General features: G+C 42.7%; 18 protein-coding genes, 3 pseudogenes and 1 riboswitch. Of the genes and pseudogenes, 9 read left to right on the forward strand and 12 right to left on the reverse strand.

Going from position 1 to position 24,938, the window contains the following annotated elements; translation table 11 throughout:
* Positions 1-90 precede the first annotated feature (90 nt).
* Positions 91-2,730: a DNA topoisomerase (ATP-hydrolyzing) subunit A gene (gyrA, locus tag HWQ43_RS08170; RefSeq protein WP_292732025.1), complete on the forward strand. Its 2,640-nt coding sequence runs from the start codon at positions 91-93 to the stop codon at positions 2,728-2,730.
* Positions 2,711-4,342 (forward strand): apolipoprotein N-acyltransferase, encoded by a 1,632-nt coding sequence (gene lnt / locus HWQ43_RS08175; protein ID WP_292732026.1) that lies wholly within the window; start codon positions 2,711-2,713, stop codon positions 4,340-4,342. Before gyrA ends, lnt begins: the two co-directional genes overlap by 20 nt.
* 221 nt (positions 4,343-4,563) lie before the next feature.
* Here lnt and HWQ43_RS08180 read toward each other — a convergent pair whose 3' ends face one another.
* The 3 genes and pseudogenes from HWQ43_RS08180 to HWQ43_RS08190 all read right to left on the reverse strand — a co-directional run.
* The gene (locus tag HWQ43_RS08180; RefSeq protein ID WP_292732027.1) at positions 4,564-5,181 is read right to left on the reverse strand and encodes an rRNA large subunit pseudouridine synthase E; all 618 of its coding nucleotides are present in this window, start codon (positions 5,179-5,181) and stop codon (positions 4,564-4,566) included.
* A gap of 61 nt (positions 5,182-5,242) precedes the next feature.
* Positions 5,243-5,881: pseudogene (locus HWQ43_RS08185) on the reverse strand (HAMP domain-containing sensor histidine kinase); the annotation flags it as partial.
* Positions 5,874-7,109: pseudogene (locus HWQ43_RS08190) on the reverse strand (HAD-IC family P-type ATPase); the annotation flags it as partial. The pseudogenes HWQ43_RS08190 and HWQ43_RS08185, both read right to left, overlap by 8 nt.
* Positions 7,110-7,416: 307 nt before the next feature.
* Between HWQ43_RS08190 and HWQ43_RS08195 the strand changes: the two are divergent.
* The gene (locus tag HWQ43_RS08195; protein WP_292732029.1) at positions 7,417-8,409 is read left to right on the forward strand and encodes a 2-hydroxyacid dehydrogenase; all 993 of its coding nucleotides are present in this window, start codon (positions 7,417-7,419) and stop codon (positions 8,407-8,409) included.
* 93 nt (positions 8,410-8,502) lie between these two features.
* A riboswitch (TPP riboswitch) is annotated at positions 8,503-8,599 on the forward strand.
* Positions 8,600-8,606: 7 nt separating this feature from the next.
* On the forward strand, positions 8,607-9,980 hold the full coding sequence (gene thiC / locus HWQ43_RS08200) for a phosphomethylpyrimidine synthase (protein WP_292732030.1): 1,374 nt from the start codon (positions 8,607-8,609) through the stop codon (positions 9,978-9,980).
* Between the two features lie 43 nt (positions 9,981-10,023).
* On the opposite strand, the gene HWQ43_RS08205 is transcribed toward thiC, so the two are convergent.
* Entirely contained in the window at positions 10,024-10,197 is a 174-nt protein-coding gene (locus HWQ43_RS08205; protein ID WP_292732031.1) for a hypothetical protein, read from the reverse strand.
* Between the two features lie 36 nt (positions 10,198-10,233).
* Between HWQ43_RS08205 and HWQ43_RS08210 the strand changes: the two genes are divergently transcribed.
* Positions 10,234-10,623 carry a hypothetical protein gene (locus HWQ43_RS08210; protein WP_292732032.1) on the forward strand — a complete coding sequence of 130 codons (390 nt, stop codon included), beginning with the start codon at positions 10,234-10,236 and terminating at the stop codon, positions 10,621-10,623.
* A 122-nt stretch (positions 10,624-10,745) separates the two neighbouring features.
* On the opposite strand, the gene HWQ43_RS08215 is transcribed toward HWQ43_RS08210, so the two are convergent.
* Positions 10,746-12,734, reverse strand: a complete 1,989-nt coding sequence (locus tag HWQ43_RS08215; protein WP_292732033.1) for a S8 family serine peptidase — start codon at positions 12,732-12,734, stop codon at positions 10,746-10,748.
* Positions 12,735-13,067: 333 nt separating this feature from the next.
* Between HWQ43_RS08215 and HWQ43_RS08220 the strand changes: the two genes are divergently transcribed.
* Both HWQ43_RS08220 and HWQ43_RS08225 read left to right on the forward strand, forming a co-directional pair.
* A complete protein-coding gene (locus HWQ43_RS08220) occupies positions 13,068-13,631 on the forward strand; it encodes a hypothetical protein (RefSeq protein WP_292732034.1) in 564 nt (187 codons plus the stop codon).
* Between the two features lie 75 nt (positions 13,632-13,706).
* On the forward strand, positions 13,707-13,838 hold the full coding sequence (locus HWQ43_RS08225; protein ID WP_292732046.1) for a hypothetical protein: 132 nt from the start codon (positions 13,707-13,709) through the stop codon (positions 13,836-13,838).
* Between the two features lie 196 nt (positions 13,839-14,034).
* On the opposite strand, the gene HWQ43_RS08230 is transcribed toward HWQ43_RS08225, so the two are convergent.
* Entirely contained in the window at positions 14,035-14,394 is a 360-nt protein-coding gene (locus tag HWQ43_RS08230) for a hypothetical protein (protein WP_292732035.1), read from the reverse strand.
* A 324-nt stretch (positions 14,395-14,718) separates the two neighbouring features.
* On the opposite strand from HWQ43_RS08230, the pseudogene HWQ43_RS08235 reads away from it, so the two are divergent.
* Positions 14,719-15,096, forward strand: a pseudogene (locus HWQ43_RS08235) (DUF4351 domain-containing protein); the annotation flags it as partial.
* 77 nt (positions 15,097-15,173) lie between these two features.
* Here the strand turns inward: HWQ43_RS08235 and HWQ43_RS08240 are convergent.
* Genes HWQ43_RS08240 through HWQ43_RS08255 form a run of 4 tightly spaced genes read right to left on the reverse strand, consistent with a single transcriptional unit; the run spans position 15,174 to position 20,225 of the window.
* Positions 15,174-16,478 (reverse strand): hypothetical protein, encoded by a 1,305-nt coding sequence (locus tag HWQ43_RS08240; protein WP_292732036.1) that lies wholly within the window; start codon positions 16,476-16,478, stop codon positions 15,174-15,176.
* Between the two features lie 29 nt (positions 16,479-16,507).
* Positions 16,508-17,791, reverse strand: a complete 1,284-nt coding sequence (locus tag HWQ43_RS08245; protein ID WP_292732037.1) for a decarboxylase — start codon at positions 17,789-17,791, stop codon at positions 16,508-16,510.
* Positions 17,761-19,596, reverse strand: coding sequence for an asparagine synthetase B (locus HWQ43_RS08250; protein ID WP_292732038.1), 1,836 nt, complete (start codon positions 19,594-19,596; stop codon positions 17,761-17,763). The genes HWQ43_RS08245 and HWQ43_RS08250 overlap by 31 nt, the downstream gene beginning before the upstream one ends.
* A gap of 5 nt (positions 19,597-19,601) precedes the next feature.
* Complete coding sequence (locus tag HWQ43_RS08255; protein WP_292732039.1) at positions 19,602-20,225, reverse strand: DUF3859 domain-containing protein; 624 nt, start codon at positions 20,223-20,225, stop codon at positions 19,602-19,604.
* A 264-nt stretch (positions 20,226-20,489) separates the two neighbouring features.
* On the opposite strand from HWQ43_RS08255, the gene HWQ43_RS08260 reads away from it, so the two are divergent.
* Positions 20,490-21,521 carry a VOC family protein gene (locus HWQ43_RS08260; protein ID WP_292732040.1) on the forward strand — a complete coding sequence of 344 codons (1,032 nt, stop codon included), beginning with the start codon at positions 20,490-20,492 and terminating at the stop codon, positions 21,519-21,521.
* A gap of 306 nt (positions 21,522-21,827) precedes the next feature.
* Here HWQ43_RS08260 and HWQ43_RS08265 read toward each other — a convergent pair whose 3' ends face one another.
* Positions 21,828-22,082, reverse strand: a complete 255-nt coding sequence (locus HWQ43_RS08265) for a hypothetical protein (protein ID WP_292732041.1) — start codon at positions 22,080-22,082, stop codon at positions 21,828-21,830.
* An 813-nt stretch (positions 22,083-22,895) separates the two neighbouring features.
* Complete coding sequence (locus HWQ43_RS08270) at positions 22,896-24,710, reverse strand: ShlB/FhaC/HecB family hemolysin secretion/activation protein (RefSeq protein ID WP_292732042.1); 1,815 nt, start codon at positions 24,708-24,710, stop codon at positions 22,896-22,898.
* Between the last annotated feature and the right edge of the window lie 228 nt (positions 24,711-24,938).

Raw genomic sequence — 24,938 nt, forward strand, 5'->3', positions numbered from 1 at the left:
TATAGCAATTATTCAAGAGCAATTTAGAATAATTTTGCGCTTTGTTGAGTAAAAAAGCTAAAATCTACGATTTTTGGAGATTTTTAGGTTATGACAACCTCACAGGAGAGGATTATCCCGATAGACTTGCGAACCGAAATGTCGCAGTCTTATCTGGAATACGCCATGAGCGTGATAGTGGGTCGGGCGTTGCCAGATGCCAGGGATGGACTCAAACCTGTGCATCGCCGCATTCTCTACGCAATGCACGAGCTAGGTCTGCTCCACGATCGCCCCTTTAAGAAATGCGCCCGTGTGGTGGGGGAAGTATTGGGTAAATATCACCCCCACGGTGACACGGCTGTGTATGATGCCTTGGTGCGGATGGCACAGGATTTTTCCATGCGATCGCCCCTAGTTAACGGGCATGGTAACTTTGGTTCGGTAGACAACGATCCGCCAGCCGCCATGCGGTACACCGAATGTCGGTTGCAAGCTTTAACTAGCGCTGGTCTACTCCACGACATCGAATTAGAAACCGTAGACTTTGCCGATAACTTCGACGGTTCCCAGCAAGAACCCACAGTTTTACCAGCACGGATTCCCCAGTTATTGCTTAACGGTTCCTCTGGGATTGCCGTGGGCATGGCCACCAACATTCCCCCCCACAATTTGGGCGAATTGATCGATGCTTTGGTGGCAGTGATCCACAATCCAGAAATCACCGATCTCGAATTAATGCAGTATGTCCACGGCCCAGATTTTCCAACTGGGGCGCAAATTTTGGGGACATCAGCCATTCGAGAAGCTTACACTACTGGGCGTGGTTCCATTACCATGCGTGGTGTAGCTAACATTGAAACCGTTGAACAACGGGGACGCCCAGATAGAGAAGCAATTATCATCACCGAATTGCCCTATCAAACCAACAAAGCGGCGCTGATTGAAAAAATCGCCGAAATGGTGAACGAGAAGCGTCTAGAAGGGATTGCAGATATCCGGGATGAAAGCGATCGCGACGGGATGCGAGTTGTGATCGAACTCAAACGTGATGCTTATCCTCGCGTCGTTCTAAACAACCTCTACAAGCAAACACCACTGCAAGCCAACTTCGGCGCAAATATGCTGGCGTTGGTGAATAGCGAACCCCAAGTACTCACCCTCAAGCAGTTCTTAACCGTCTTCTTGGATTTCCGCATCGAATCCATTGCCAGACGCACCCGTTACGAACTGCGGAAAGCCGAAGAACGCGATCATCTCCTCCAAGGGTTATTAATTGCCCTATCCCAATTAGATCCAATTATTGTCTTGATTCGCCATGCGCCCGATGCGCCCACAGCTAAAGGTGAGTTAATCACAACTTACGGACTTTCAGAAGTGCAAGCAGATGCGATTTTGCAAATGCAATTGCGGCGCTTGACTGCCTTAGAAGCAGACAAAATTCGTTTGGAACACGACGAATTACAAGCGAAGATTACCGACTTGCAGGATATTTTGGCACGCCGGGAGAGAGTGCTAGAAATTATCGAAACCGAAGTTGGACAACTGAAAACTAACTTTGCCACACCCCGCCGCACAGTAATTTTACCAGGAGAAGGGGAATTAGACGATCGCGACCTCATTGCCAATGAAAAAGCGATAATTCTGGTGACAGAGCAAGGCTACATCAAACGGATGCCAGTCAACACCTTTGAAGCGCAAAGCCGTGCTACCAGAGGTAAAGCCGCAGCCAAGGTGAAAGATGATGATACCATTGAGCATTTTTTGACTTGCTGCGATCACGACAGTATTTTATTCTTTAGTGAGCGTGGTGTTGTTTATTGCCTGAGAGCTTATCAAATTCCAGCGAGTTCGCGTACCAGTCGCGGGACACCAATCGTCCAGATGTTACCGATTCCCAAAGAGGAAAAAATCACCTCGATTGTACCCGTTGACGAGTTTAGCAGCGAAGAATATCTGGTCATGCTCACTAAGGGCGGCAATATCAAGAAAACCGAATTGGCAGCCTTTAGTCATATTCGCGCCAATGGCTTGATTGCCATTTCCTTAGAAGAAGGCGACCAACTGCGCTGGGTGCGACGTGCCAGAGTCGAGGACAGTGTAATCATTGGTTCTCGTAACGGGATGGCGATTAACTTCCGGTGCAACCACGAACAACTGCGTCCTTTAAGTAGGGCGACTCGTGGGGTAAAAGCCATGAAACTCAAAAATAAAGATGAACTCGTGGGTATGGATATTCTACCCGCAGCAATTCTTGAAACTTTGGATGTTACAGAAGCCGAAATAGCCGAAACAGAAGATATCGAAGCAATCGAAACAATCGAAACAATCGAAACAATCGAAACAGAAGATATCGAAATTACCGAAACGACTGAAGAATCCGCAGAAGTGCCTAGCAGTGGCATTGTTGGCCCTTGGGTGTTGGTAATTACAATGGGAGGATATGGTAAGCGCGTACCCGTTGCCCAGTTCCGACTACAAAATCGTGCTGGTCAGGGTTTAATGGCAACCAAGTTCAAAAACCGCAAAACCAAAGACAAGCTAGCAACCCTACGCATTGTCAACAACGATGATGATGAAATCATGATGGTGACAAATCGCGGTATTATCATCCGTCAAGCAGTGAATGCAATTTCTATCCAATCGCGATCGGCAACTGGAGTCAGAGTACAGCGTTTAGATGAAGATGACGCTATTACCGGAGTAGCAATAGTTCCACCTGATGCTGCCGATGCAGAAGAAGCAGAATAAAAAGCAGGGGGAGAGGTTAACCACCTTACTCCCTTATTTAATCGCCTTAGCTAGCGGCATTTTAATGGGGCTAACTGTAGCCCCAGTAGGTGCATGGTTCCTGGCTTGGATTGCCATAGTTCCCTTATGGGTGCTAGTTGTCACTTCAGCCAAAGGTAAAAACCAATTCCCTCCGGCTTTCCTGTGGGGTATTGGTTTTCACGGTGTCGCCCTATTCTGGATTACCGGAATTCATCCGATGACATGGTTGGGCGTTCCTTGGTTGCCAAGCTTGGCAATCACGCTTTTTTGTTGGGGATTTATCAGTGTCTTGGGTGGGGTATTTCTTACTATTTGGGCGGCTGTAATGGTTCGCCTGGGTGGAAAAAAACCGTGGTTACGTGTCCTGATTGGTACAGCCGTCTGGTGCGGCTTAGAGAGTCTGTGGAGTGCTGGCCCTCTGTGGTGGAGTTCCCTGGCTTACACCCAAAGCCCGCATAATCTCGTAATTGTACATCTGGGGCAACTCTCTGGGCCTAATACTGTGACAGCTGCGATCGTTGCTGTAAATGGGTTAATTGCGGAAGGATGGACGAACCGCCTTCGCGAAGCATCTCCTAGAGAAGACGCCAAGGACGCCAAGATTTTCTCTGCGTCCTCTGCGCCTTGGCGGTTCGTTAATAAATACTGGGTTATCGCCACAGGATTATTAATTACCTTACACCTCATCGGTTTTTTCTTATACAGTCGTCCCATCGCCCAACCTCCAGAAGCGGCCTTAAAAGTGGGGATTGTTCAAGGTAATATTCCGAACCGACTTTTACGAAGTTCCGAAGGGTTTCGTCGCGCTCAAGAAAATTACACTAATGGGTATTTAACTTTAGCAGACCAAGGTGTAGATGCAGTTCTCACCCCAGAAGGAGCCTTACCTATTTTCCAGCGCAACTTGATGCAAACTGCCTTAGTCGCAGCAGTGAAGGACAAAGGCGTAGTTGCTTGGATTGGGGCTTTTGGCGAACGAGGAGACAGTTATACAATTAGCTTGTTTACTTTCAATGCTAAAGGTGAAATTGTCAGCCGCTACGATAAGTCCAAACTAGTACCTTTGGGAGAATATATTCCCTTTGAAGGAATTTTAGGCGGGATAGTTCAACGCTTGTCGCCTTTGGATGCACACCAAGTTGCTGGTTCAGCAAATCAGCTATTTGACACTCCTTTTGGTCGCGCGATCGCTAGTATATGTTATGAATCTGCTTTTCCTGAACAATTTCGCCGTCAAGCGGCGGCGGGTGGGCAATTTATTCTCAGTTCTTCTAACGATGCCCATTACACTGCATCCATGCCATTTCAGCATCATGCACAGGATATCATGCGGGCTATTGAAAGCGATCGCTGGTCAGCACGGGCAACTAATACTGGATATTCAGCCTTTGTAAATCCTCATGGCAAAACCTTATGGATGTCTGGATATAATACCTACGAAACTCATGCTGAAACAATTTATCGGCGACAGACACAGACTTTATATGTGCGTTGGGGTGATTGGTTAACACCGTTGTTGTTAATCTCCTCTGGAGGAGCTTGGCTGGGAATTCATGGTATAAAGAAATTTAGTAATGTTGGAAATCCCTAGTACCGCAAGGCGGAATTAAAAATTAAAAATTAAAAATGAATACAGCATAAGGGTTTCGTTGAGTTGGAATGATTGGTTTATTTCCGCCGTGTTGTACTAGTAGATTGCAATACGCTTTGGTTAAGAAAAATTGTAGATCGAGTGAAGCAAAGCGCAACCCAACAAAGCTATAAAAATGTTGGGTTTTGATAAGTCTTTAACCGAACACGATAGAATTAGTATTATGGGGTGGTTTTTAAGGGAAAACTTTTCGATTTATTAAAATTATGCAGAAATTGGAGTTCAGAGGCGGTGAGGTCGCGCCATTGACCCAATTGTAGGTCATCTAACTGTAGGTGAGCTATGCTGACCCTGACCAGTCGCAAAGTTGGAAACCCGACAGCCGCAGTCATACGGCGTACTTGGCGGTTTTTTCCCTCTGTCAAAGTCATTTCCAGCCAAGCTGTCGGTACATTTTTGCGAAATCTAATTGGTGGGGTGCGTTCAGGTAGCTGTGGTTCTTCTGGTAAAAGCCTAACTTCTGCTGGTTGAGTGCGATAATCTTGAATTTCCACACCTATTTGCAATTTCTTAATAGCATCTGCATCGGGAATTCGCTCTACCTGTACCCAGTAAGTACGTTTATGACCAAAACGTGGATGGGCGAGGCGATGTTGCAATTGTCCATCGTTTGTTAACAGCAGCAACCCTTCACTATCCCAGTCTAAGCGTCCCACAGGATACACATCAGACACATTAATATAATCTTTTAGGGTGCTATGTGTGGGGGCATCTTTTGTAAACTGGCTGAGAACGCCATAGGGTTTGTAAAAAATAATATATCGGTAATGATTGGGCATGGGGCATTGGGCATTGGACTTCTGAATTCTCTTTTAACAATAGAAGCAGAATTTATAAATCTTACTTTAGAGGCAAAGCAATTTGTAAAATTGTACCTTCTTGGAATACACTCTTAATAGTAATTTTACCACCATGAGATTGAACTATTTGTTGGACAATAGCTAACCCTAAACCAAATCCTCCAGTTTGACGAGAACGCTTTTTATCAACTCGATAAAATCGCTCGAAAATATATGGTAAATCAGCTTCAGGAATACCAATACCATTGTCTATAATTTCGATTACAGCCCAATGTGATTGGGTAAACAATTGTAATTTAACTTGACCACCGACAGGAGTATATTTACAAGCATTATTAAGTAAATTTAAAACTATTTGACGAAGCAAATTAGCATCACCAAGGACTGTTATACGATTATTTGGTAGTTTGCAAACTAAACTAAGATATTGTGCATCTGGTTGAGTGGCATAATCATCTGTTATCTGCACAAGCAAATTATTTAAGTCAATTACTTGTAATGATTCAGCTGGTAATTGACCTTGATAACGTGCCAGAAACAGCAGATTATTTACTAGAATACTCATTGACTTAGCGATATCAAAAATCTTTTGGAAGCGCTGATGTTGCACCTCCAGATCGGTAGATTTAGATAAAAAGCCGTACTGAGCATTACTAATAATTGCTGTCAGAGGCGATCGCTTTGAGCAAATTTCGATAAACAGTGCGCCCTTCCTCGACGGCGGCTTCTATTGAAGCAAAGTTATCATCAGTCAAAATCATATCTGAGGCTTCTTTGGCAACTTCTGTACCAGCACCTCCCATTGCAATACCAATATCTGCTTGTTTCAAGGCTGGTGCATCATTGACACCATCCCCAGTCATGGCAACAACCTCTCCTTTAGCTTGGAGGGCTTCAACGATGCGAAGTTTCTGTTCTGGAGAAACACGGGCAAAAACTGCCCCATCTTCTATCGCTGTAGCCAGCTCTGATTGCTCCATTTGAGCCAGTACACTGCCTGTAAAAGCGAGAACTTCACCATGCACTCACCGCAAAGGCAACAGCCGCTTCAAACATTTCTGCCCAGGTATTGCCGTATGCCAGCCCGACGGCAAATGTTAGCGCTGCGATGCCGAGAATGATGTACAGCAGGCTAAATTTATCAAATTTTCGAGTTAGGGGAGTTTTCAGGCTCGTTCCTTGCTCAATGAGTTGGGAGATGCGTCCGGTTTCTGTCGCTTCTCCGATCGCCACCACAATTCCACTGCCAGTACCAAAAGTAACAAAGCTACCAGCATAAGCCATGTTGAGGCGTTCAGCTAAAGGTGCATTTGTATTCAATGGCTGTGTATTTTTTTCAGTAGCGACTGACTCACCCGTGAGGGCTGATTCATTCACTTGCAGATTTCGGGATTTGATCAGACGTAAATCCGCTGGTACTTTATCGCTAGAAGTGAGTAGTACCAAATCCCCAGGTACTAACTCCGTTGAGGGAACTTGTACCTTTTGACCGTTGCGAAGGATAGTTGCATTAGTTTGTACTGAAGAAGCTAAGGCTGCGATGCCTGCGGCGGGCTATGCCTACGCACTTTCGGCTTTCGATTTTTGAATAAAACCGATAATCGCATTAATTAAGGTGACGCCCCAAATTACCCAAGCATTTACCCATTGTCCAATTAAGGCTTTAATTGCACCCGCAATCAGCAAAATGTACAGTAACGGTTGGTTAAATTGCCACAAAAATCTTAATAGTGGCTGGTTCCACGTTTGCCCTTAAGTTCATTAGCACCAAAACGTTCTCGCCGTTTCACCACTTCATCTGAAGTTAAACCTGTTTCTAGATTTGCGTTTAAATTTTGAGCTACCTTCGATGCCGATAGATTGTGCCATTCACGTGGCTGGATGATTTCTTCAGATGTTGCTGTCATTTTGTTTGCGCCAAAATTGACTATTAGGCGATCGGTAAAATTATGAGAAATAAATATGATGGAAATATGAGCGAAATGCAGCGTTTCATATTTATAGTAATTCGGCAAACATCGTAATTTGGAGCAGTAAATAGACCACGCGGTAGGAGCGCAAGGCCTTGCGCCCCTAAGAATTGCATTACCAGAGTAGCGATTAAAAAATGTTCAAAGATGCCGCAGCTACGCTCGTTGTAGACATCGCTTTTTGAAACGTCAAGGTATTATGTACTCGAACACCGTGCAGCATACATAAAGTCTGAGGTTTTGCATGAAAGTAGCAGTTTTCAGTACAAAAGCCTATGATCGGAAGTTTTTGTCAGCGGCAAATTCTCCCATCCAACACGAGTTAGTGTTTTTTGAACCCCGTTTAAATCGAGATACAGCTATCCTTGCTGCGGGATTTCCGGCGGTTTGCGTATTTGTACACGATCAGGTTGATGCCACAACTTTAGAGCTTCTCGCCTCACGGGGAACTCGTCTGGTTGTCCTTCGCTGTGCAGGGTTTAACAATGTAGACTTAAAAGCCGCAGCAGACTTAGGAATTACCGTTGTGCGTGTTCCCGCCTATTCACCTTATGGAGTAGCAGAACATGCCGTAGGATTGATTTTGAGCTTAAATCGCAAAATTCATCGTGCCTACAACCGTGTCCGAGAAGGCAATTTTTCTTTAGATGGACTGTTGGGATTTAATTTGTATGAGCGTACAGTGGGAATTGTCGGCACCGGCAAAATCGGTCTGATTTTAGGACAGATTATGAAGGGGTTTGGCTGTAAACTACTCGCCTATGACGTTTATCGCAATCCAGAATTGGAGGCGCTGGGTGGAAAGTATGTAGAACTACCTGAGCTATTTCCCAATTCCGATATTATCTCCCTGCATTGCCCCCTGACTCCCGAAACCCATCACCTGATTAACACTGAAGCTATAGAACAGATTAAGCCAGGTGTGATGCTAATTAATACTAGCCGAGGAGCGCTGATTGATACCCAAGCAGTGATTGAGGGATTGAAGTCTGGTAAAATTGGATATCTCGGTGTAGATGTCTACGAACAAGAATCGGAATTGTTCTTTGAGGATTTGTCTGGCGAAATTATTCAAGATGATATTTTCCAGCGTCTGACAACGTTCCACAATGTACTGATTACCGGACATCAAGCCTTTTTTACAGCAGAAGCTCTCTACAATATTGCAGAAACAACTTTTGCTAATATTACCGATGTTGAACAAGGTCGTCCTTGTGCAAATGAAATTCGCGCCTAAACCTTTAGCAATCTAAAATCTCAAATCCAAAATTGTTTTACCTCATAAATTGTTAACACCCTTGCCCCCAGATATAACCAAGGTGCTACACTACATCCATGCTAGGGGTGCCTACATAACGAGGCTGAGATCACACCCTTAACACCTGAGTCTGGGTAATACCAGCGGAGGGAAGCTGTTTATTGAGGAATTACAATATGCGGACTGAATGGGTTGCTAAACGACGTGGGCAGGTTAATGTATCTCAAATGCACTACGCCCGCCAAGGTGTTATCACCGAAGAAATGCACTACGTCGCCCAACGGGAAAATCTCCCGGCCGATCTCATTCGTGAGGAAGTAGCACGGGGACGAATGATTATCCCCGCGAATATTAATCACACTAACCTAGAGCCGATGGCTATTGGCATCGCCTCTAAATGTAAGGTAAATGCTAATATCGGTGCTTCCCCCAACTCTTCTAATCTTCAGGAAGAAGTTGATAAGCTAAATCTGGCGGTGAAATACGGTGCTGATACCGTGATGGATTTATCCACTGGCGGCGGTAATTTGGATGAAATTCGTACCGCCATCATCAAGGCTTCACCTGTTCCCATTGGTACGGTGCCAGTCTACCAAGCTTTAGAAAGCGTCCACGGCACAATCGAGAATCTGACTGCTGATGATTTTCTCCATATCATCGAAAAGCACGCCCAGCAAGGAGTAGACTATCAAACTATCCACGCTGGGATTTTGCTTGAACATTTGCCTTTGGTGAGAAACCGGCTCACTGGTATTGTCTCTCGCGGTGGCGGGATTTTGGCGCGGTGGATGCTACATCACCACAAACAAAACCCGCTTTATACTCACTTCCAAGATATTATTGAGATTTTCAAAAGGTATGATGTCTCTTTCAGTTTAGGAGATTCCCTGCGTCCCGGCTGTACCCATGATGCCTCAGATGAAGCACAATTAGCTGAATTGAAAACCCTCGGACAGCTAACTCGCAAAGCCTGGGAAGATGATATACAGGTGATGGTGGAAGGGCCTGGACACGTGCCAATGGATCAAATTGAGTTCAACGTCCGTAAGCAGATGGAAGAGTGTTCGGAAGCACCTTTCTATGTGTTGGGGCCATTGGTGACAGACATTGCTCCTGGTTATGACCACATCACTTCAGCCATTGGAGCCGCAATGGCTGGATGGTACGGTACTGCAATGTTGTGTTATGTAACACCTAAAGAACATTTGGGTCTACCAGATGCCGAAGATGTCAGAAATGGGTTGATTGCCTATAAAATAGCGGCTCATGCGGCTGATATTGCCAGACATCGCCCTGGTGCAAGGGATAGAGATGATGAACTTTCTAAGGCGCGTTACAACTTCGATTGGAACCGTCAATTTGAATTATCACTTGATCCAGAAAGAGCTAAGGAATATCACGATGAAACTTTACCAGCAGATATTTATAAAACTGCTGAGTTTTGTTCGATGTGTGGGCCGAAGTTCTGCCCAATGCAAACTAAGGTTGATGCTGATGCGCTGACAGAATTAGAGAAGTTCTTGGCGAAAGAGGCGGTGACTCACGGCTAACAGATTGTCTTGTGTCGTTACAATAGTTTTTCATCAATAGGACTTACGCAAAACTAGACACGCTTTGGGGCAATTCATTGAAAGCGATGGGAAACTCTATCCCTTCGTGGGTGGAGAAGGATAGTCGCCCCGTCGCTTGGGGCATTGGGCATAGGGGATTACTAACTTCTTCCCCATGCCCAAAAACTCCATCTTCTTGTAAGGTGGAGTTTTTCATGAATGCCCCTACCTAAAAACCAGGATTTCGGCTCTTGTGTGCCAACTTCCGAGCAAAAAGGTTCAACTGCCGAGTAAAAAGGCTCAACTGCCGAGTAAAAAGACTCAACCGCCGAGTAAAAAGGTTCAACTGCGGAGTAAAAAGGTTCAACTGCCGAGTAAAAAGACTCAACCGCCGAGTAAAAAGGTTCAACCGCCGAGTAAAAAGACTCAACTGCCGAGTAAAAAGGTGGTAATGAATACAAAAATCACCTTGATAGGGCTAGAGATTGGGTGGGTATTTTCCAAGGTAATTTTCTATGCGTTTAAATTTCAACTCGCCAGGAAATTTACGCAAAAAGGTTGGGTTTTGCGATCGCTCACCCAGCCTATAATACAATACAGTTCAGTTAAGGCTAAAACTCTTTGCCAAAGTCAATTTTTTTAACGTAGACGCGGAGCGGCTTGCCGCAGGCTACCGCAAAGGACGCAAAGGACGCAAAGATAAGAAAGAAGTCCTTAACTGAACCGTATTGGCCTATAATAAATCCTTAAGCTAATACGCTTGGCTTAAAATCCCATTTCAATAGTCAAGCTGCGAATTTTTCCTGTATCTCCTTCTGCTTTATCTGCAACTTCCAGAGTCCAGGTTCCTTGGGGACTTTTACCTTTAAAGGTAGCAAGTTTTGGGGTGTTTACTTCGTCATAAGTTGTTTTAATATTATCTGTAGCTCCACCTTGGCGATCGTGCAGATTTATAGGAAGTATGCCTATTTGCACTGGGGGAAGAAGAGTAACTATAAGATCCCCAATATAAGTATGCTCGATATCTACATTAACTTTGATGGATTTTAGGAGAGTGGTATTAGCGATCGCCACCGATAATGTTGATGTTTGCAAGTCATTAATTGGGATATCTTGCACTGCCTGGAAAATACTAATTGGCGATGTTTGCGCGGGCTTGGCCAATTCTACAGCTTTCAGAGCATTGATTCGACCGTAACCGTAAAAGGGGCTGCGACCATTGGCATCATATTTACCTCCACCTTGATCGATGCGATCGCAGGAGCGTTTAAAAATATCCCGCACTTCATCCCAACGCAGATTTGGGTTTCTGGCAAGAATTAAGGCTGCTACACCTGCTGCACCTGGACAGGAACTAGAAGTTCCGCCAAATTCGTTCGTATAGTTGCCTAAAGCCTCACCCAGATTTCGATTACCCGAATTATAACCAAGTACACCAGAGCGATCGGTTGTCCAAATTCCCGTGGTTTGAGAAATATCACCATTGTTGCTGGGGAAGGCACACCAAACCGCTTGGCCAAAGTCACTGTAAGCGCTTCTCGTGCCGTAATCGTTACAAGCTGCCACTGCAATCACCTTTTGATAGCTGGCATAGCCGTCATTATCGACGCTTTCGTTACCATTGCCAGCTGCAAATAAAATTACACAGCCCTTGCCATTGCGTCCTTTATTGATTGCAAAGTCTATAGCAAGTCGTGTGGAATCAGGCAAAGGTACTTTTTGCTTATGTGCGGGATCGTCTGGCTCAAACCAAGTACCGTCTGCTGGGCCCCAGCTACAAGAAATGACATCAGCACCATTTTGAGCTGCCCAAACAAAAGCATCTGCTTCATCCTGCGATCCCAGTGCCGAAGCTAAACGAATCGGCATGAGTTTTGCACCCGGTGCTACACCAGATGCCCCAAAGTTGCCGTTTGCACACGCTACTCCTGCACAGGATGTACCGTGGTTATTATCATTTCCTGGTCTGGGATTGTTCGTTTTACGTGTGACATCACGCGGGGCAACAATCTTGCCAGAAGAACGGAACTCTTCATGATCGAGATCCACACCGTCGTCGATAATTGCAATAATTGTCCCAGTGCCATTGCTCAACTTCCAAGCGGCTTCAACGTTGGCATGAGCGTTAATTGTCTTACCATTAATTGTTGTTTGCTTTAAGTGCCATTGCTGCGGGAAAACCTGACGTTGGCGTGACTCACGCGCTAGTTCAGGATGGCACAGTTCAACTGATTCCTCATTTAGAAGTCTCTCGGCGATGTCAAAGACGGCTATACCAGTATTTGCAATAGCACTGACAAAATAAGCATTTCGTGCGTATTCAAGTTGGCGTTTAATTGTTAAGTTGTAACGTCTTAAAACCTCTTGGCAGAGTCTTGACTCTTCTTCGCTATCAAATTTAACAAAAATGTTTTCAGTATAGACTACAGGTTGTTGGGATACTGGATCGATTAGAACCCGTCCGGCAAATTGGACTTCAGACTCTCTGTTGAGAATTTCACGGGCATAATCGCGCAAAGCGACACCCTGATTTGGAATTTTCGCTTGCAAAATTTCTACACCCGCTTGGCGAAACCGTGTTTTTAACTCAAATTGATTGAGGATACTACGAGCTATAGGTGATACAGGTGCGACTTCAAAGGATCTTGCACCGACAAGAGTGCTGCGGCTTTCGGTACGCACTACAACGTGTTCGTTACTGATAGCAAATTCATACTGTTGCCCATTCTGTCCACCATAGCGAACCTGAACCATTGTTTAATCTCCTAAATGTTTTGAAAATTGTGAATTGGGTATTGGGAAACCGTATTATGCCTTACTTTTAAAGCTTGCTGTACCCATCGTAGGCTTACGTTTACTTTATGGATGCTTCTAATTTCATGTGTTATATGTGTATTACGATACAGAATTTAATCTATCTCAGTTCATACAAACCTTCGATTAGTCTTTCCAGAAAAGAGGAGATTCAAAATCAGGTTGCTTTAAGAATCTTCACTATCAGTAGGGGCATATAACTGTGAATCACGATGAAAAAAATGTATTTCGTACCACTGAAAAACGCTATAACATCATTACAACTTGAGAAAGATGTTTTATTTTCCGGCTGAGTATTTTTTACAGGCGTATTCTTTACCCCTGATTCCTGAAGTGAGATTTCAAAAAGACTATTTTTCTGAGTATCCCGAACAAATTCGCGTTAGTGGCGATGTAAGCCTACGCACTGCTGTATCTTACACTCGTAAACCTGGGTACTATGCAGTACATTACAATCAACCCAGCACTGTGGCAATAGGGGCAATTTTACGACTTAATGACGGTACAATCGCAGTTTTTTCAGGCGAACCCAATCAATCAGAACAGGGTATATTGAGTCCGGTTTATACACTAGAATCCAATGCTTCCTTAGCAGTACCAACTGGACTGGTTTTTATCCGCTTTGCTGAAAGCGTTGATGTGGAGTCGCAACGCGAGGTAATTAATCGAGCAGGTTATGAAGTTGCACAAAGTCTTGCTTATGCACCTCATACCGCTTGGTTGCGTGCCAAATCAGGTAAGATTGTTGATGCGATCGCGGGAATTTCTCAGTTAGAAGCGATCGCTAATGTTGAGAGTGTCGAACCTCAAATGCTTATGGAAAGAGGTTTCAGATAAATTACAAATTATACCTTTAGTAAAAGTAAGTGGGGCGATCGCCAATTCGTTAGCTAAATAAATTTTTTTGATTGAATGACTAGATTTATCCATGACCAATTTGCAAAAGACTACTTGGAAGAATTACTAAAACCTTATGGAGAAGTGCAAGGTTCTAGCCGTGTGGCGGGAGAAGTTCGAGAAATCGATGTTTTATTTTCAGGGTAACTGAAACTTTAATTTAGTTATAGGTGATTCTCCCTGCACCTCTGTAATACTTTACAAAACAGATGTAACATTGCACGAGCATTCAGTTCAGTAAAGCAAAAAGTAATCAAGCCCGTGTGTAAACAATTGTACAGTTGTTTACACACAGGCTTTTCGAGAACTAATGCTGATCAGCTTCCTTGATAAGTACTGCCTGTTATATGTATATCATATCCTCAAAATCTGGGAGGTCTATTAGTAAAACAAAAGTGCTAGAACTTGTAGGCATTACAATCTTGTGAAGGGTTATTAATTCTTTTATATTATCTATTTTCCTTAGTTCTTCAAATTCATCTCTCTCAACTTCTACCCGATCAATTTCCTGAACTAAGTTCAATAAGTAAGTATATTTGTTTTCTAAATCATAATAGTGAATTTCCCAGAGATTATCCCCTATCCTATGAATATCTTCTTGCTTTATCGAAAGCCTTTGGTATGCACAAAAAGTTCTTTGACTTAGAAAATGCTTGTCTTTGTCCTGTTTAGTTATATTCTTAGAAGCGACTACAATTTTCATGTTAGTTTTAGTTAAATTTAATCCTGATAATATTATTTATTTTTACAATCTAAAATAGCCTCAGTAACAACAATTAAGTTTGGGCTGCAAATTCTAAAGTTAAGATAAATAAAGATTATTACCTAAAAAAATAGTCAATTTTTATACTTATATCTGCATATATATCTATAGAATAATTTAGTTAAGTCTGTTTGCTATTTAGCAATTTCCGCTTAGAGATGGTCGCCACTCCGAACCATCTCAAAACCTGATGGCTTCCTAAACCTACACGTTTGCCACTATTGTAAACGCACGTTACAGGGGATTCTCCTTTAATAAAACAAAGTACGAATAGCCATAGATGAATTAGAAGCACTATCATCAAATCATCCATTTCGCAGAGCAACGCTAGAATTACTTTATAACTTGCGGCAAAACTTGCAAGTTAATCAAAATTCAGAAGAAGACGATCGGGAGTTAATTATGCGATTAAAACCACTTTATCAACAAGATCGGGAACAAGATCGGGAACAAGCTGTACAACAAGGCGAACAACGTCTAATTATACGTCTATTAAATCGTCGTTTTGGTGAGATTGATTCATCTACTATTGAGCGAGTTCAAGGCTTATCTATTGAACAATTGGAGGCGTTAGGAGAGGCTTTGTTAGACTTTTCAGCTATTTCTGATTTAGAAGCTTGGTTAAACCAACGAATTGAATAAATCTAATTTTATGTGAAACTACGCTTTATTCGTGTAAGAGCAAGTCATGAATTATCCCTAAAATTGAAATGAGAATACTAACCAAAACTTTCAACAACGTACATATCATTTCCTGTATCGCCTACTAAAAGCAAGCTGCTGTCATCACTTTCTAAACTTTGGCTACCAGCAATACCCTTTTGTAGAACTTTAATTATTCTTTGGGGAGTGAAAGATTCCAATTCCACAAACTTTCCAGATTCTAACCATGTTAATTCTTCAGCAGCTAAACTTTGACGTATTTCTTCAGGCAATTGTTTAGCTGCTTGTGCCGACTCTGGAGAGGATTGAATGAACATTCCGCGCTTCGTAGCGATAATTTGACGTGGTGTTAATCCAATATCAATAATCGCAATCTCGCTATTGATAAACCAATTAGCATTGGTTCTCAAATTATGAACTAAAGCAATTCCTCGTGGATTGCAATCATGTATTGCATAGACTTTCAAATCGGGATTGCGGCGCAGCATTTGCATTGTGGTGTCAAAAATGCTTTGGGGATATCCAGTAATGCTGAGAATTGCACAGTTATTTTCAAAGTGAAAATTATTAGTAATTAATAGTTGAGCAATACTAGCAGTATCACAAACGACTAATCTATCAAAACTGTAAGCTGTTACATCAGGATTAACCGTGGCTGGTGTATTTTCCTGCTTTGGTGAAGGAAGAATTTTGAGAATTGAACCATTGATTTGCTGCCAACGATTTAGCCAATCTTTTACCTGAGATTGTGAAAGTAAAAATTCTTGCGCTACTCCAATCTGATTTAGCTGTCTATTTCCTAAGTACAATGAAACCATGCCAATTATTACTGCAACAGCAAATGCAATAAATGAATTTAATATAAATATACTGATTAATATTCCTCCTACCAGAATTATTAAACCTAAAACCTGCAATTTTCTGGCACTTGACTTTCTTCCTTGATTATTAAGTTTACTAGAAGTGGTATTTTTAAATAAATAAACAACCCAGATTAAGTTATATATAAATAGTACAATCACAAAAGAGTTAGAGCCTAATACACCTGAAAGTATCCCGCCAATAAAACCGGGTGCCCAAATACTAAAAAAGAGATAAAAACAACCAAAGTTACTAGACAGGTTAAATGGATTGCGTCTGACGCGATTATCTAAAAAATAAAGCAGTTGTTTGGGCGTAAAAAATAATGTACCCTGAGCAGAGATGTCAGATATAAGTTTTGCAAACATCGGGTCAGTTATCTTAATATTGCCCATACTAGTCGGTTCAAAGGCAAAGGGATGATTGCATTTTATACACCGACCTTGATTAGCTGTCCGGTCTTTTAGTTTATTGTCAGTTCCGCAGTTAATACATTTCATAATGATTGTTTGATGTTAGTTATTAATTGTTAGTTATCTAGCACCTGATTTGTTAGCAAAACATTATATTCTTCCCGCCGACGAATCAAGCGATGTGTGTCATTTTCTAGCAAAACTTCCGCAGGTTTGGGACGATGTAAAAAGTGAGAAGACATTGCATAACCATAAGCACCGACATCTAAAATGGCAACGATATCACCAATTTCTAAAACTGGTAGTTGGCAATTTTTCCCCAGATAATCTCTTGAATATGTGGTGTTACCACAAATATCAGTTGTGAATGGATTGTCTGCTTGTTTCCAAGTGATAATTTCTCGGTAGCCGCCGTGTACTGAGGGTACTGAAAGATTAGCAACGGTGGTATCAACTCCAACAATCTGTTTTTCTCCTTGCCATTTTACAGAAATAACTTGAGCAAGCAAAGTTGCACATCCAGCGATCGCACTTCGTCCCGGTTCAATTACCAAATCAATTTTCCGTCCTAAACGAGTAATTCTCTCGGTTAACTCAGCCCCAAATATTTCCCAGTCAAAGGCTGTTTTGTTGTGGTGATAGGGATAGCCAAAGCCACCACCAAAATCTAAATATTCCCAATCTGGTAACTTTTGTGCAATAGCGATTACCTTATCGATCGCTTGGGTAAAAGCGGCTGTGGCGTTAGTTCCCGTCCCTCGATAGAAGTGTAAACCACTCAGCTTTAATCCCACCTCACCAGTTAAAGCGATCGCATCACCAAATTCCTCTGGACGTACACCAATACGGCTATCTCCGGTAATTTCCGGCAAATTAAGGCGTAAACCCAGCCGGATAGATTTCTCTCTGCGTCTAGGCAAAACTTCGCAGCACAACTGTAATTGAGCGAGGCTATCAAAATTGAGAGTTGTAACTCCCCAATTCAAGACTTGTATCATCTCAGCTTGATTCAAATTACTGCCGCTATAAACAATCTCACTCGGATCGAAACCAGCTTGCAATCCTAAATAAATATCTCCTGGCGTATTGGCGTGAAGTCCCCACCCAAAGGAACGAAAAATTTTTAACAGCGCAATGTTGCCATTAGTAACACTGGCAAACCGAAATTGCGTGCGCGGATAGCTGACTGCTTTGGTAATCCGCTCAATAGTTTCGCGCAAGCGATCGCCATTATAAACATAAAGCGGAGAACCGTAGTTATTCAGTAACTCCTCGGCAAATTCCTTGGAGAATGGGGGAGATGAGGAGATTAATTGCTCACTCCTAACTCCTAACTCCTCACTCCTAACTCCCAACTCCTCACTTTTATCTAATCTTGCCATCGCTTGTAATTTCTCCATAGCCAACGATGTAACCAAAAGGGATGATCCCAGGATTGTTTACTTAGTTCTTCATTTAAAACGTGCGATCGCCAAAGTTGCCACATAATTAGTAACCAGAGTGTTTCACCAATCCGACGCCCTTGAATAGCTGCTCCTAGTTTCCCTTCAACGATTTGTGCCGCAATGTGAGGATAAAAATGATTGTGAGCGCGAAGTCTTTCTGGATTGAGCCAAATGCCGAGTTGATGCCAAAAATCATTTAAACACCAAGAAGTTAAGGGAACCCTCATACCCCGTTTTTGTCGCCAGACAATTTCGGGTGGCAGCCAATTTTCTACAGCCCGTTTGAGGATATATTTTTCACAAGCACCCTGCAAACAGAGTTCTCCAGATAGGCGGAATGTCCATTCAGCTAGAGGTAAATCACAAAAAGGCGATCGCACCCATAAACCATGAGCAAACCCCAATGCAGTCGCACGGGGATGGATATTCTGCGCTCCTTTGAGCATCAAACCAGCACGGCGGAGGCGATGCAGCAAAGATGGGCATTCATTGCGATCTAAAGCCGCCAATAGCCAATCTTCAGGATGCAAATTTTGGATCTGTGCATAAACCTCCGGCTGATAAACTTGAGATTCGTATCCCCCAAGACGGTGGAAGGTGCGGAGATATTGCTGGATAAAAGTTTCTTGTACGGCGAGATTTTCTGCTTGATAAACACCTGCGGCAATTAAAGGTTTGTTTGTCCAACCGGCAAACAATTGATCTCCACCTTCGCCGTTAAAAATTACCTGAGTTTCCTGACTCGCTCTCTCTGACAGGAGATACAACGGCACACACACGCCATCGCCAAAGGGTAAATCTAATGCTTGCACAGTCGGAATTAGCGCATTCTTGATGGAACTGGGGGTTACTGCAACTTTAACAAGTGGAATTTTGAGAAACTGGGCGACTTGTTCAGAGTAGGGATATTCTGGAATCCCTGCGTTACCAAAATCTAAAGTGTAGGCGCGGACTTTCACCCCTGCTTGTACCAGCAGCGCCGCCACCACTGAAGAATCGAGTCCGCCAGAGAGAAACACCCCGACAGGCTCATCCTTTAAATCGGCAATTTGTCGCTCAATGGAGTTTTTAAGGAGAGTTTGCAATTCAGTAATTGCTGTAGCTTCGTCTGTTAACTGTTCTGGCGCTTCCCGCCACGAGTGGATTTTTTTAGATTCTGGTGTTTTCAGAATACCTGATTGGCGATCGCTCTGCCAAACTAATTCAGTTCCCGCCGTCACTGCAAACACTCCATTAATAGGAGTTAAGGGTGTAGGAACGTAAGAAAAACAGCTATAGCCATATAATCCAGGAATGCTAACTTCTGACTGTTGCAAAATCGGTAAAAGTAATTGCAGTTGGGATGCAAACCAAATTATTTGTCCTTGCTGAGTCCAATACAAAGGCACTTTTCCGAAAGGTTCTCTTCCCAAAATTAGGCAGTTGTTTTCTTGGAGACTTACCCAAGCATCGAGTGAACTAAATAATCCTGATGCGGAGACGGCAGCAATTTGATTTTGTTGCAGTGGGGGAGTGCCATGAATTCCTATATGAACAACATTCCAGATGGGAGGAGAATAATTTTCCTGTGCAGAAAACTGACTTTTCAGACCTAACCCCCTAACCCCCTTCCCTACTAGGGAAGGGGGAAAATTCAAAGCCTCTCCCCTTGTAGGGGAGAGGTTTGGAGAGAGGTTTTCCACAACACTAGTTAACAGCGCTTCCAACTCCTGTTGAGCGCCGTAACCCCAATAGCCAAGAAAGTGATGCGGGATAACCATCTGGACTATTTAACTTCAAAGGTTGCATCGCTAATCTGCCGACCTTCTAGAAACATCTGCACCTGCCAATTGCCAACAGTTGCAGCCGGGTTAATAGTGTAGCGACACTGGGTATCCCAGACAGACGTATTAATCTCGCGGGTTTGATAGTTGTTTTGCTTGACAATTTGACCACTTGGGTTAATCCAATTACAAGAAAGAGCCAGCTTTTTACCCAAAGGAGCATCCTTTAAGGTGACACGATACAATACTTCTGGATTAGTTTGGCGAGAAATTGTCTTTAAGTCGCCGCCATTATCTTGTGTCAAAGTGATGCGGTCTTGTTGAGCAGAAACACGAGAAAGTGTAGAACTTTGCTGCTGCATGAAAAATATTGTAGATGCGATCGCAACCACTACAATTACCACCACTCCAGAGCTAATCCATCGATTCCGGCGTTGTTGTACTTCCAGTGCTTGGCGGCGATTTAACTGAATCAGCGCTTCATCTAGTAACTCTGGCGGTAAATTCAACTCCTGTAAAATTTCTCTCACCTGCTGTTGATCTAGTTCCGCTTCCCGACGCAATTGCAGACCTTCTACTTCTGTAACTATTTGTGATAATTGCTCTTGAGTCAGTCGCTGCGTCATAGCTTAACTCCTGTTGAAAAATTTGATTGCGATCGCTAATTACGTGTAATCAGAAGAACTTTGAACTTTATATATTAGATATCTCACTTTTGTAAGTACATCATAAGCTACAAAAAAAGGTTGTTGTTTTCCAGATTCTTTCTGAGATACTTTTGTAAACACAGACGCGATGAATCGCATCTCTACTCAATACTCTTTCTTGTACAGACGCGATTCATCGCGTCTCTGATTCATCGCATCTCTATTCCTAACTCAGCACTGATTATGACTCACGAACAACAAACCGCTATTGAAGGTATCTATGAAGTCTGCATCGGCATTCCAGAGCCAATTTCTGCAATTCACTATTGGGAGCAATTTGGCTATCGCATTGCTGAAGCGGGTGAATTAACCACAGATGTAGCCCATCAATTATATGGGGTGAATTCGTCTTTACGCTCAATTCGCCTCTACCACCAAAATGCAGATCATGGTTTGATTCGGCTGATGGTTTGGCAAAATCCCACCAATGAAGGTTTGGGAATAGCGTCAATGAAAATTAAGGGAAATCGCTGGGCAACAAGTTTAACTACGGATGTCTTGAGTATTTTAAATCATATAGAGGATGCAAAGGCAGCAGGTTTCCCTATTAGATACTCTAGCCCTTATTGGGAAGTCATCTACAACAAAGATAGAAAAAGCCGCCCTTTTCTTGAGCCAGCAGTTGGTGTGCGAGAAATGTTGCTGCTGCAACCCTTAGCTAGACAAGTTTTGTTTCAACGGTTTGGCTATACACTACCGCATTACGGACAAGTTAACCAGAATGCGGCACTCAAGACTAGTCAGTTTACGCACATGGGGATTATTGTTCAAGATGACAGCAAAGAAACCCTGAAGTTTTATGAAGAAGTTTTGGGTTTGCTACGTGTGCGGGATGATGTCGAAACTAGCTATGAATCTTCGCCAGCAGGTAAAGATATTTTTGACCTTAATCCTGGTGAAAAGTTTATTGTCACTACCTTTGACGATCCTCGTTCTTCTAAGTCTGACCTGATGGCTACACGTAGTGGTAGACTTTATATCGTTCGATTTCCAGAATTTATTAATTTAGAATCACGCTTTGAAGCGACCCAACCAGGTAGCTTCGGTGTGTCTTTATATACCTATCGGGTTAAAGGAATACAGGAATATTGCGATCGCATCAAGGCGAGTACTGCACAAAAAGTTACAGACGTTATTAGTAATGAATTTGGCGAGACAAGTTTCTCCTTTATCGCACCAGATGGCTATTTCTGGACTTTGCTAGAAGGTAATTAACTAGACATCTGACGAAAAAGAATGTAGATACGCAAAATTTCGCGTCTATTACTTGTTACCTGTAAATACTAGAATTAACATGACGAAAAAGAAGACTTCTTGCAAAAGCCAAAAAATAGCCCGAAAATTTCTTTTCGGGCCAATAACTCAATTTGTTTAAAACTAGCTAATCAGATTAGTTTTAGTCTGTTTCAACCGAATTGAGTTATTAGCTAAAGGCTTGAGTCTCTAGCTGTTCAAGTATTTTTGCAATAGTATTTTTGCAATGGATTTAATAAAAATTTCCAATACCTCCTTCCCATTAGTTTAAATTTCTGTATTTCCGCCAATAGAGAGTTGTTTTTTGCTATATTTCAACTCTTTCCAGAGTGACTTAATTTGCTGGTAAGCCTCTTCCTGAGACAATTTTCCCCCAGTTTCTAGGCAAGTGATGTAACTAATTTTTTGAGAGAATTCTTGGAGGTTAGCATTAAACATTAAGTTCTCTGGCTGAAATTTCCCATAATATCGGCTACGAGGGTAAAGAAAGCTGTTTTTGTCTTGTGAGTTAGGTTGTGTCATAAGTTTTCTCTCTCTAATTCTTTCTTAAATTTATAAACTATAATTTCTCTCTGTGTGTATATACACAGGATAAAATTAAAATTCCTGAAGTAAGGAGTTTATTTTTTAGCCCAGATATTAGGATAAGGCAGAAGAACAGGTAATTAACTGTGGAAAATACTGAAATAATTGCCTCATCTACCAAAAGGAGTAAGTAAAATGGCATATTGCTTGTGGAAAACACGAAAAGAGACCTCTTGCAAAAGTGCGTTTTGCACTCTCGTGGGAAAAGGGAAAAGGTTAAAGGGGAAGGGGAAAATACAAAGCCTTTACCCTATTCCCCTTTTCTCGACTTCTGCAAGAAGTCTAAGGAGTAAGTGAAATAGCATTTTGCTGATTAAACTCAACTTGCTTAAATGCGGCTCAAATAATATCATGCCCGCAGAATTAATTATGATTACCATAGTCTTTAGGGACTGACAAAAAATAAATTATCCCAAATTATTTGTAGATTTGTAGGGGCGCAAAGCCTTGCATAGGTGTCAACTTAACGTGAAAGCCAGCCTAGAAAAAGCTTTTAGATATTGTCTCGTTGTCTCGTTCCCAGTCTCCGACTGGGAATGCCGTCCTTGGGGCTGCCGCCTCCCTTGCTGGCGGCAGAGCCGCAATTGAAGTGCATTTCTAGCCCAGAGGCTGGAAACGAGATTTGACAAGGCTTTTAGCTTAATTTGACACCAATGAAGGTCTTGCGCCCCTACGTACCCTGCGGGACGCTTACGCGAACGCGGAGCGTCTCGCAGGGATGGGATGTTTTTTTAACTGAAAGTCCCTTAGCTAGGGTTGATAGCGAAGGCTAAAGTAAAAGCCATCATCCTGAGCGTTATTACCGCGATCGCTCAGATCGATAAATGGAAATCCATAATCGAGCCGCAAAAAAAGATTATCAATTCCCATTGCCTGATTCCATAATAATCCTAAGCCTGCGCCCACTAAAAAAGTTTGATTGGGTAGCGGATTGGGGTTATCAGACTGATTCCAGACGGCTCCCATGTCTAGAAATGGCGCAAGTTGAATTGTAGAGAATCCAGATTCATTACGCTGGACTGTAAACCGATCTTCGATCGCTACCCGAAATCCATTATCCCCAGAACGGATATTTTGGCGATATCCCCTTACCGATTGTCCACCGCCAATCACAAATTGCTGCGAAGGTAAAAGGCTATCTGGTGTAAGCTGTAAGTCTGCTTGGATAAGCAATAGATGATCGTTGCCCAGTTGCTGCACGCGCTGTATTTGACCTAGCCAACTGAAAAAGCGACCATCGGGTATGGGGTCATTGTTGATAGTTGCATCTAATATATCAACGCCAAAATTAAATTGCGATCGCAAAAACCAAGCTCCTTGAGGTTCGCGCCTGATATAATCTTGACCAAATTTAATTACACTGGTGCGGCTAACGCCATTGGCATCAGGCCCAATGCCAAAGGGGGTTGCGAGGTTATCAAAAAGGAAGGTTTGACCATCTTGATAGGTAAATCCTAAAGATAGGGCAAATTCTTCTTTGGGCGATCGCATCAATGGCTGACGATAATTGATTTCATAAAGATCCTGGTTTGCCCGAATTTCAAAGGCATCAAAGGGTGGCTCAGTAATTTCGTTGCGATTAAATGCGGCTCGAATCTGCACTTTGCCGTTCATGGCGTTCACGGGAACCTGATAACTAAAATCAAAGGCATCGGAACCACCAGAGAGTGTATGGTAATAGGAGCCAGCTAACTCATCTCCCATACCAGTTAAATTGCGCGATCGCAATTCAACACCCAATCTTTCCGCTCCAATACTGGGAGGCGAATAATTATCCACACCCAAACTACCAATTAAAGTTTTTGCCTCTTCAACTCTGACAACGAGAATACTTTGAGCAACTTTACCCGTTGGACGCAAACTCGCTTCTACATTGGTAAATAAGGGATCGAGTCGCAACAATTTCAGTTGTTCTTCGAGCTTAACAGTATTGAGAGGAATACCAGCACCTAGTTGGATGCGACTACGAATATAAGATGGGTTTAATCGTCGCGTCCCTTGGATATCAATCTCTGTCAAACGCCCTTCCAACACCCGAATTACCACAACACCATCTGCAATACTAGATTTTTGAGTGTCTGGAATTGCTCTGGAATTTATATAGCCTTTATTTAGGTAAAGCTGAGTAACAGCATCTGCGGCTTGTCTGATTTCTTCTAAAGTTAAGTCCCGTCCTTCAAACGGTTTCACTACTGGATTAAAGTCATTTTCCTGAAAAACTGTGCTACCTACAACCTGAATTTTGCGAACCCGAATGCGTTGTGGTATCTCTGGTTGCGGGTTGGTTGCTGGAGTAGATTCTGTTTCCTGTACTATTTGTAACTCTAACTGACTGCTATTTTGAACCGAGTCCGGTGTAAAAATATTAGCTCTAGCTCTCAGTCCATTTGCAGTTAAAATCCAGACCGCAGGCAGAATTAACAAGCCGCACCGAAAGCTGAAACTGTGCTTACTGCATTTAGTAGTTGCCAAACTCCGCCAAGTGTCTAACTGATGAGATAAATAGACAATTCTTTGCTGAGTCGTTGCTCTAGGCTGAACACCAGTTTCTGTTTCTTTTCTCATTTCTCTTCAGTGGAGTGCCTTATTTAACGACTGGGCTGATTTTGATTTTTGAGTATGCAATGGCTGTATGAATATTTCAATATCATATTTTTGATATTCAAATTTCAAAAGATTTGTAACTAAAACTATAATTAACAGCGATTTCTTCTAAGTGATAGTCCTTAGCATTATATCCCACATTCCGCAGGTGCACTCGTAAATGCTGTATTTTTGAAAATGACGTAAATG

The organism is Nostoc sp. JL31 (assembly GCF_017114965.1).
GTDB classification, from domain to species: Bacteria; Cyanobacteriota; Cyanobacteriia; order Cyanobacteriales; family Nostocaceae; genus Nostoc; species Nostoc punctiforme_A.

Coding starts and splice junctions, on each gene's coding strand:
- HWQ43_RS08195 (WP_292732029.1), top strand. CDS start 7,417: ATGAAAGTAGCAGTTTTCAGTACAAAAGCCTATGATCGGAAGTTTTTG.
- HWQ43_RS08240 (WP_292732036.1), bottom strand. CDS start 16,478: ATGAAATGTATTAACTGCGGAACTGACAATAAACTAAAAGACCGGACA.
- HWQ43_RS08250 (WP_292732038.1), bottom strand. CDS start 19,596: ATGGTTATCCCGCATCACTTTCTTGGCTATTGGGGTTACGGCGCTCAA.
- HWQ43_RS08220 (WP_292732034.1), top strand. CDS start 13,068: ATGTTTTATTTTCCGGCTGAGTATTTTTTACAGGCGTATTCTTTACCC.
- HWQ43_RS08265 (WP_292732041.1), bottom strand. CDS start 22,082: ATGACACAACCTAACTCACAAGACAAAAACAGCTTTCTTTACCCTCGT.
- HWQ43_RS08230 (WP_292732035.1), bottom strand. CDS start 14,394: ATGAAAATTGTAGTCGCTTCTAAGAATATAACTAAACAGGACAAAGAC.
- gyrA (WP_292732025.1), top strand. CDS start 91: ATGACAACCTCACAGGAGAGGATTATCCCGATAGACTTGCGAACCGAA.
- HWQ43_RS08255 (WP_292732039.1), bottom strand. CDS start 20,225: ATGACGCAGCGACTGACTCAAGAGCAATTATCACAAATAGTTACAGAA.
- HWQ43_RS08270 (WP_292732042.1), bottom strand. CDS start 24,710: ATGAGAAAAGAAACAGAAACTGGTGTTCAGCCTAGAGCAACGACTCAG.
- HWQ43_RS08245 (WP_292732037.1), bottom strand. CDS start 17,791: ATGGAGAAATTACAAGCGATGGCAAGATTAGATAAAAGTGAGGAGTTG.
- HWQ43_RS08260 (WP_292732040.1), top strand. CDS start 20,490: ATGACTCACGAACAACAAACCGCTATTGAAGGTATCTATGAAGTCTGC.
- thiC (WP_292732030.1), top strand. CDS start 8,607: ATGCGGACTGAATGGGTTGCTAAACGACGTGGGCAGGTTAATGTATCT.
- HWQ43_RS08215 (WP_292732033.1), bottom strand. CDS start 12,734: ATGGTTCAGGTTCGCTATGGTGGACAGAATGGGCAACAGTATGAATTT.
- lnt (WP_292732026.1), top strand. CDS start 2,711: ATGCAGAAGAAGCAGAATAAAAAGCAGGGGGAGAGGTTAACCACCTTA.
- HWQ43_RS08180 (WP_292732027.1), bottom strand. CDS start 5,181: ATGCCCAATCATTACCGATATATTATTTTTTACAAACCCTATGGCGTT.
- HWQ43_RS08225 (WP_292732046.1), top strand. CDS start 13,707: ATGACTAGATTTATCCATGACCAATTTGCAAAAGACTACTTGGAAGAA.
- HWQ43_RS08205 (WP_292732031.1), bottom strand. CDS start 10,197: ATGAAAAACTCCACCTTACAAGAAGATGGAGTTTTTGGGCATGGGGAA.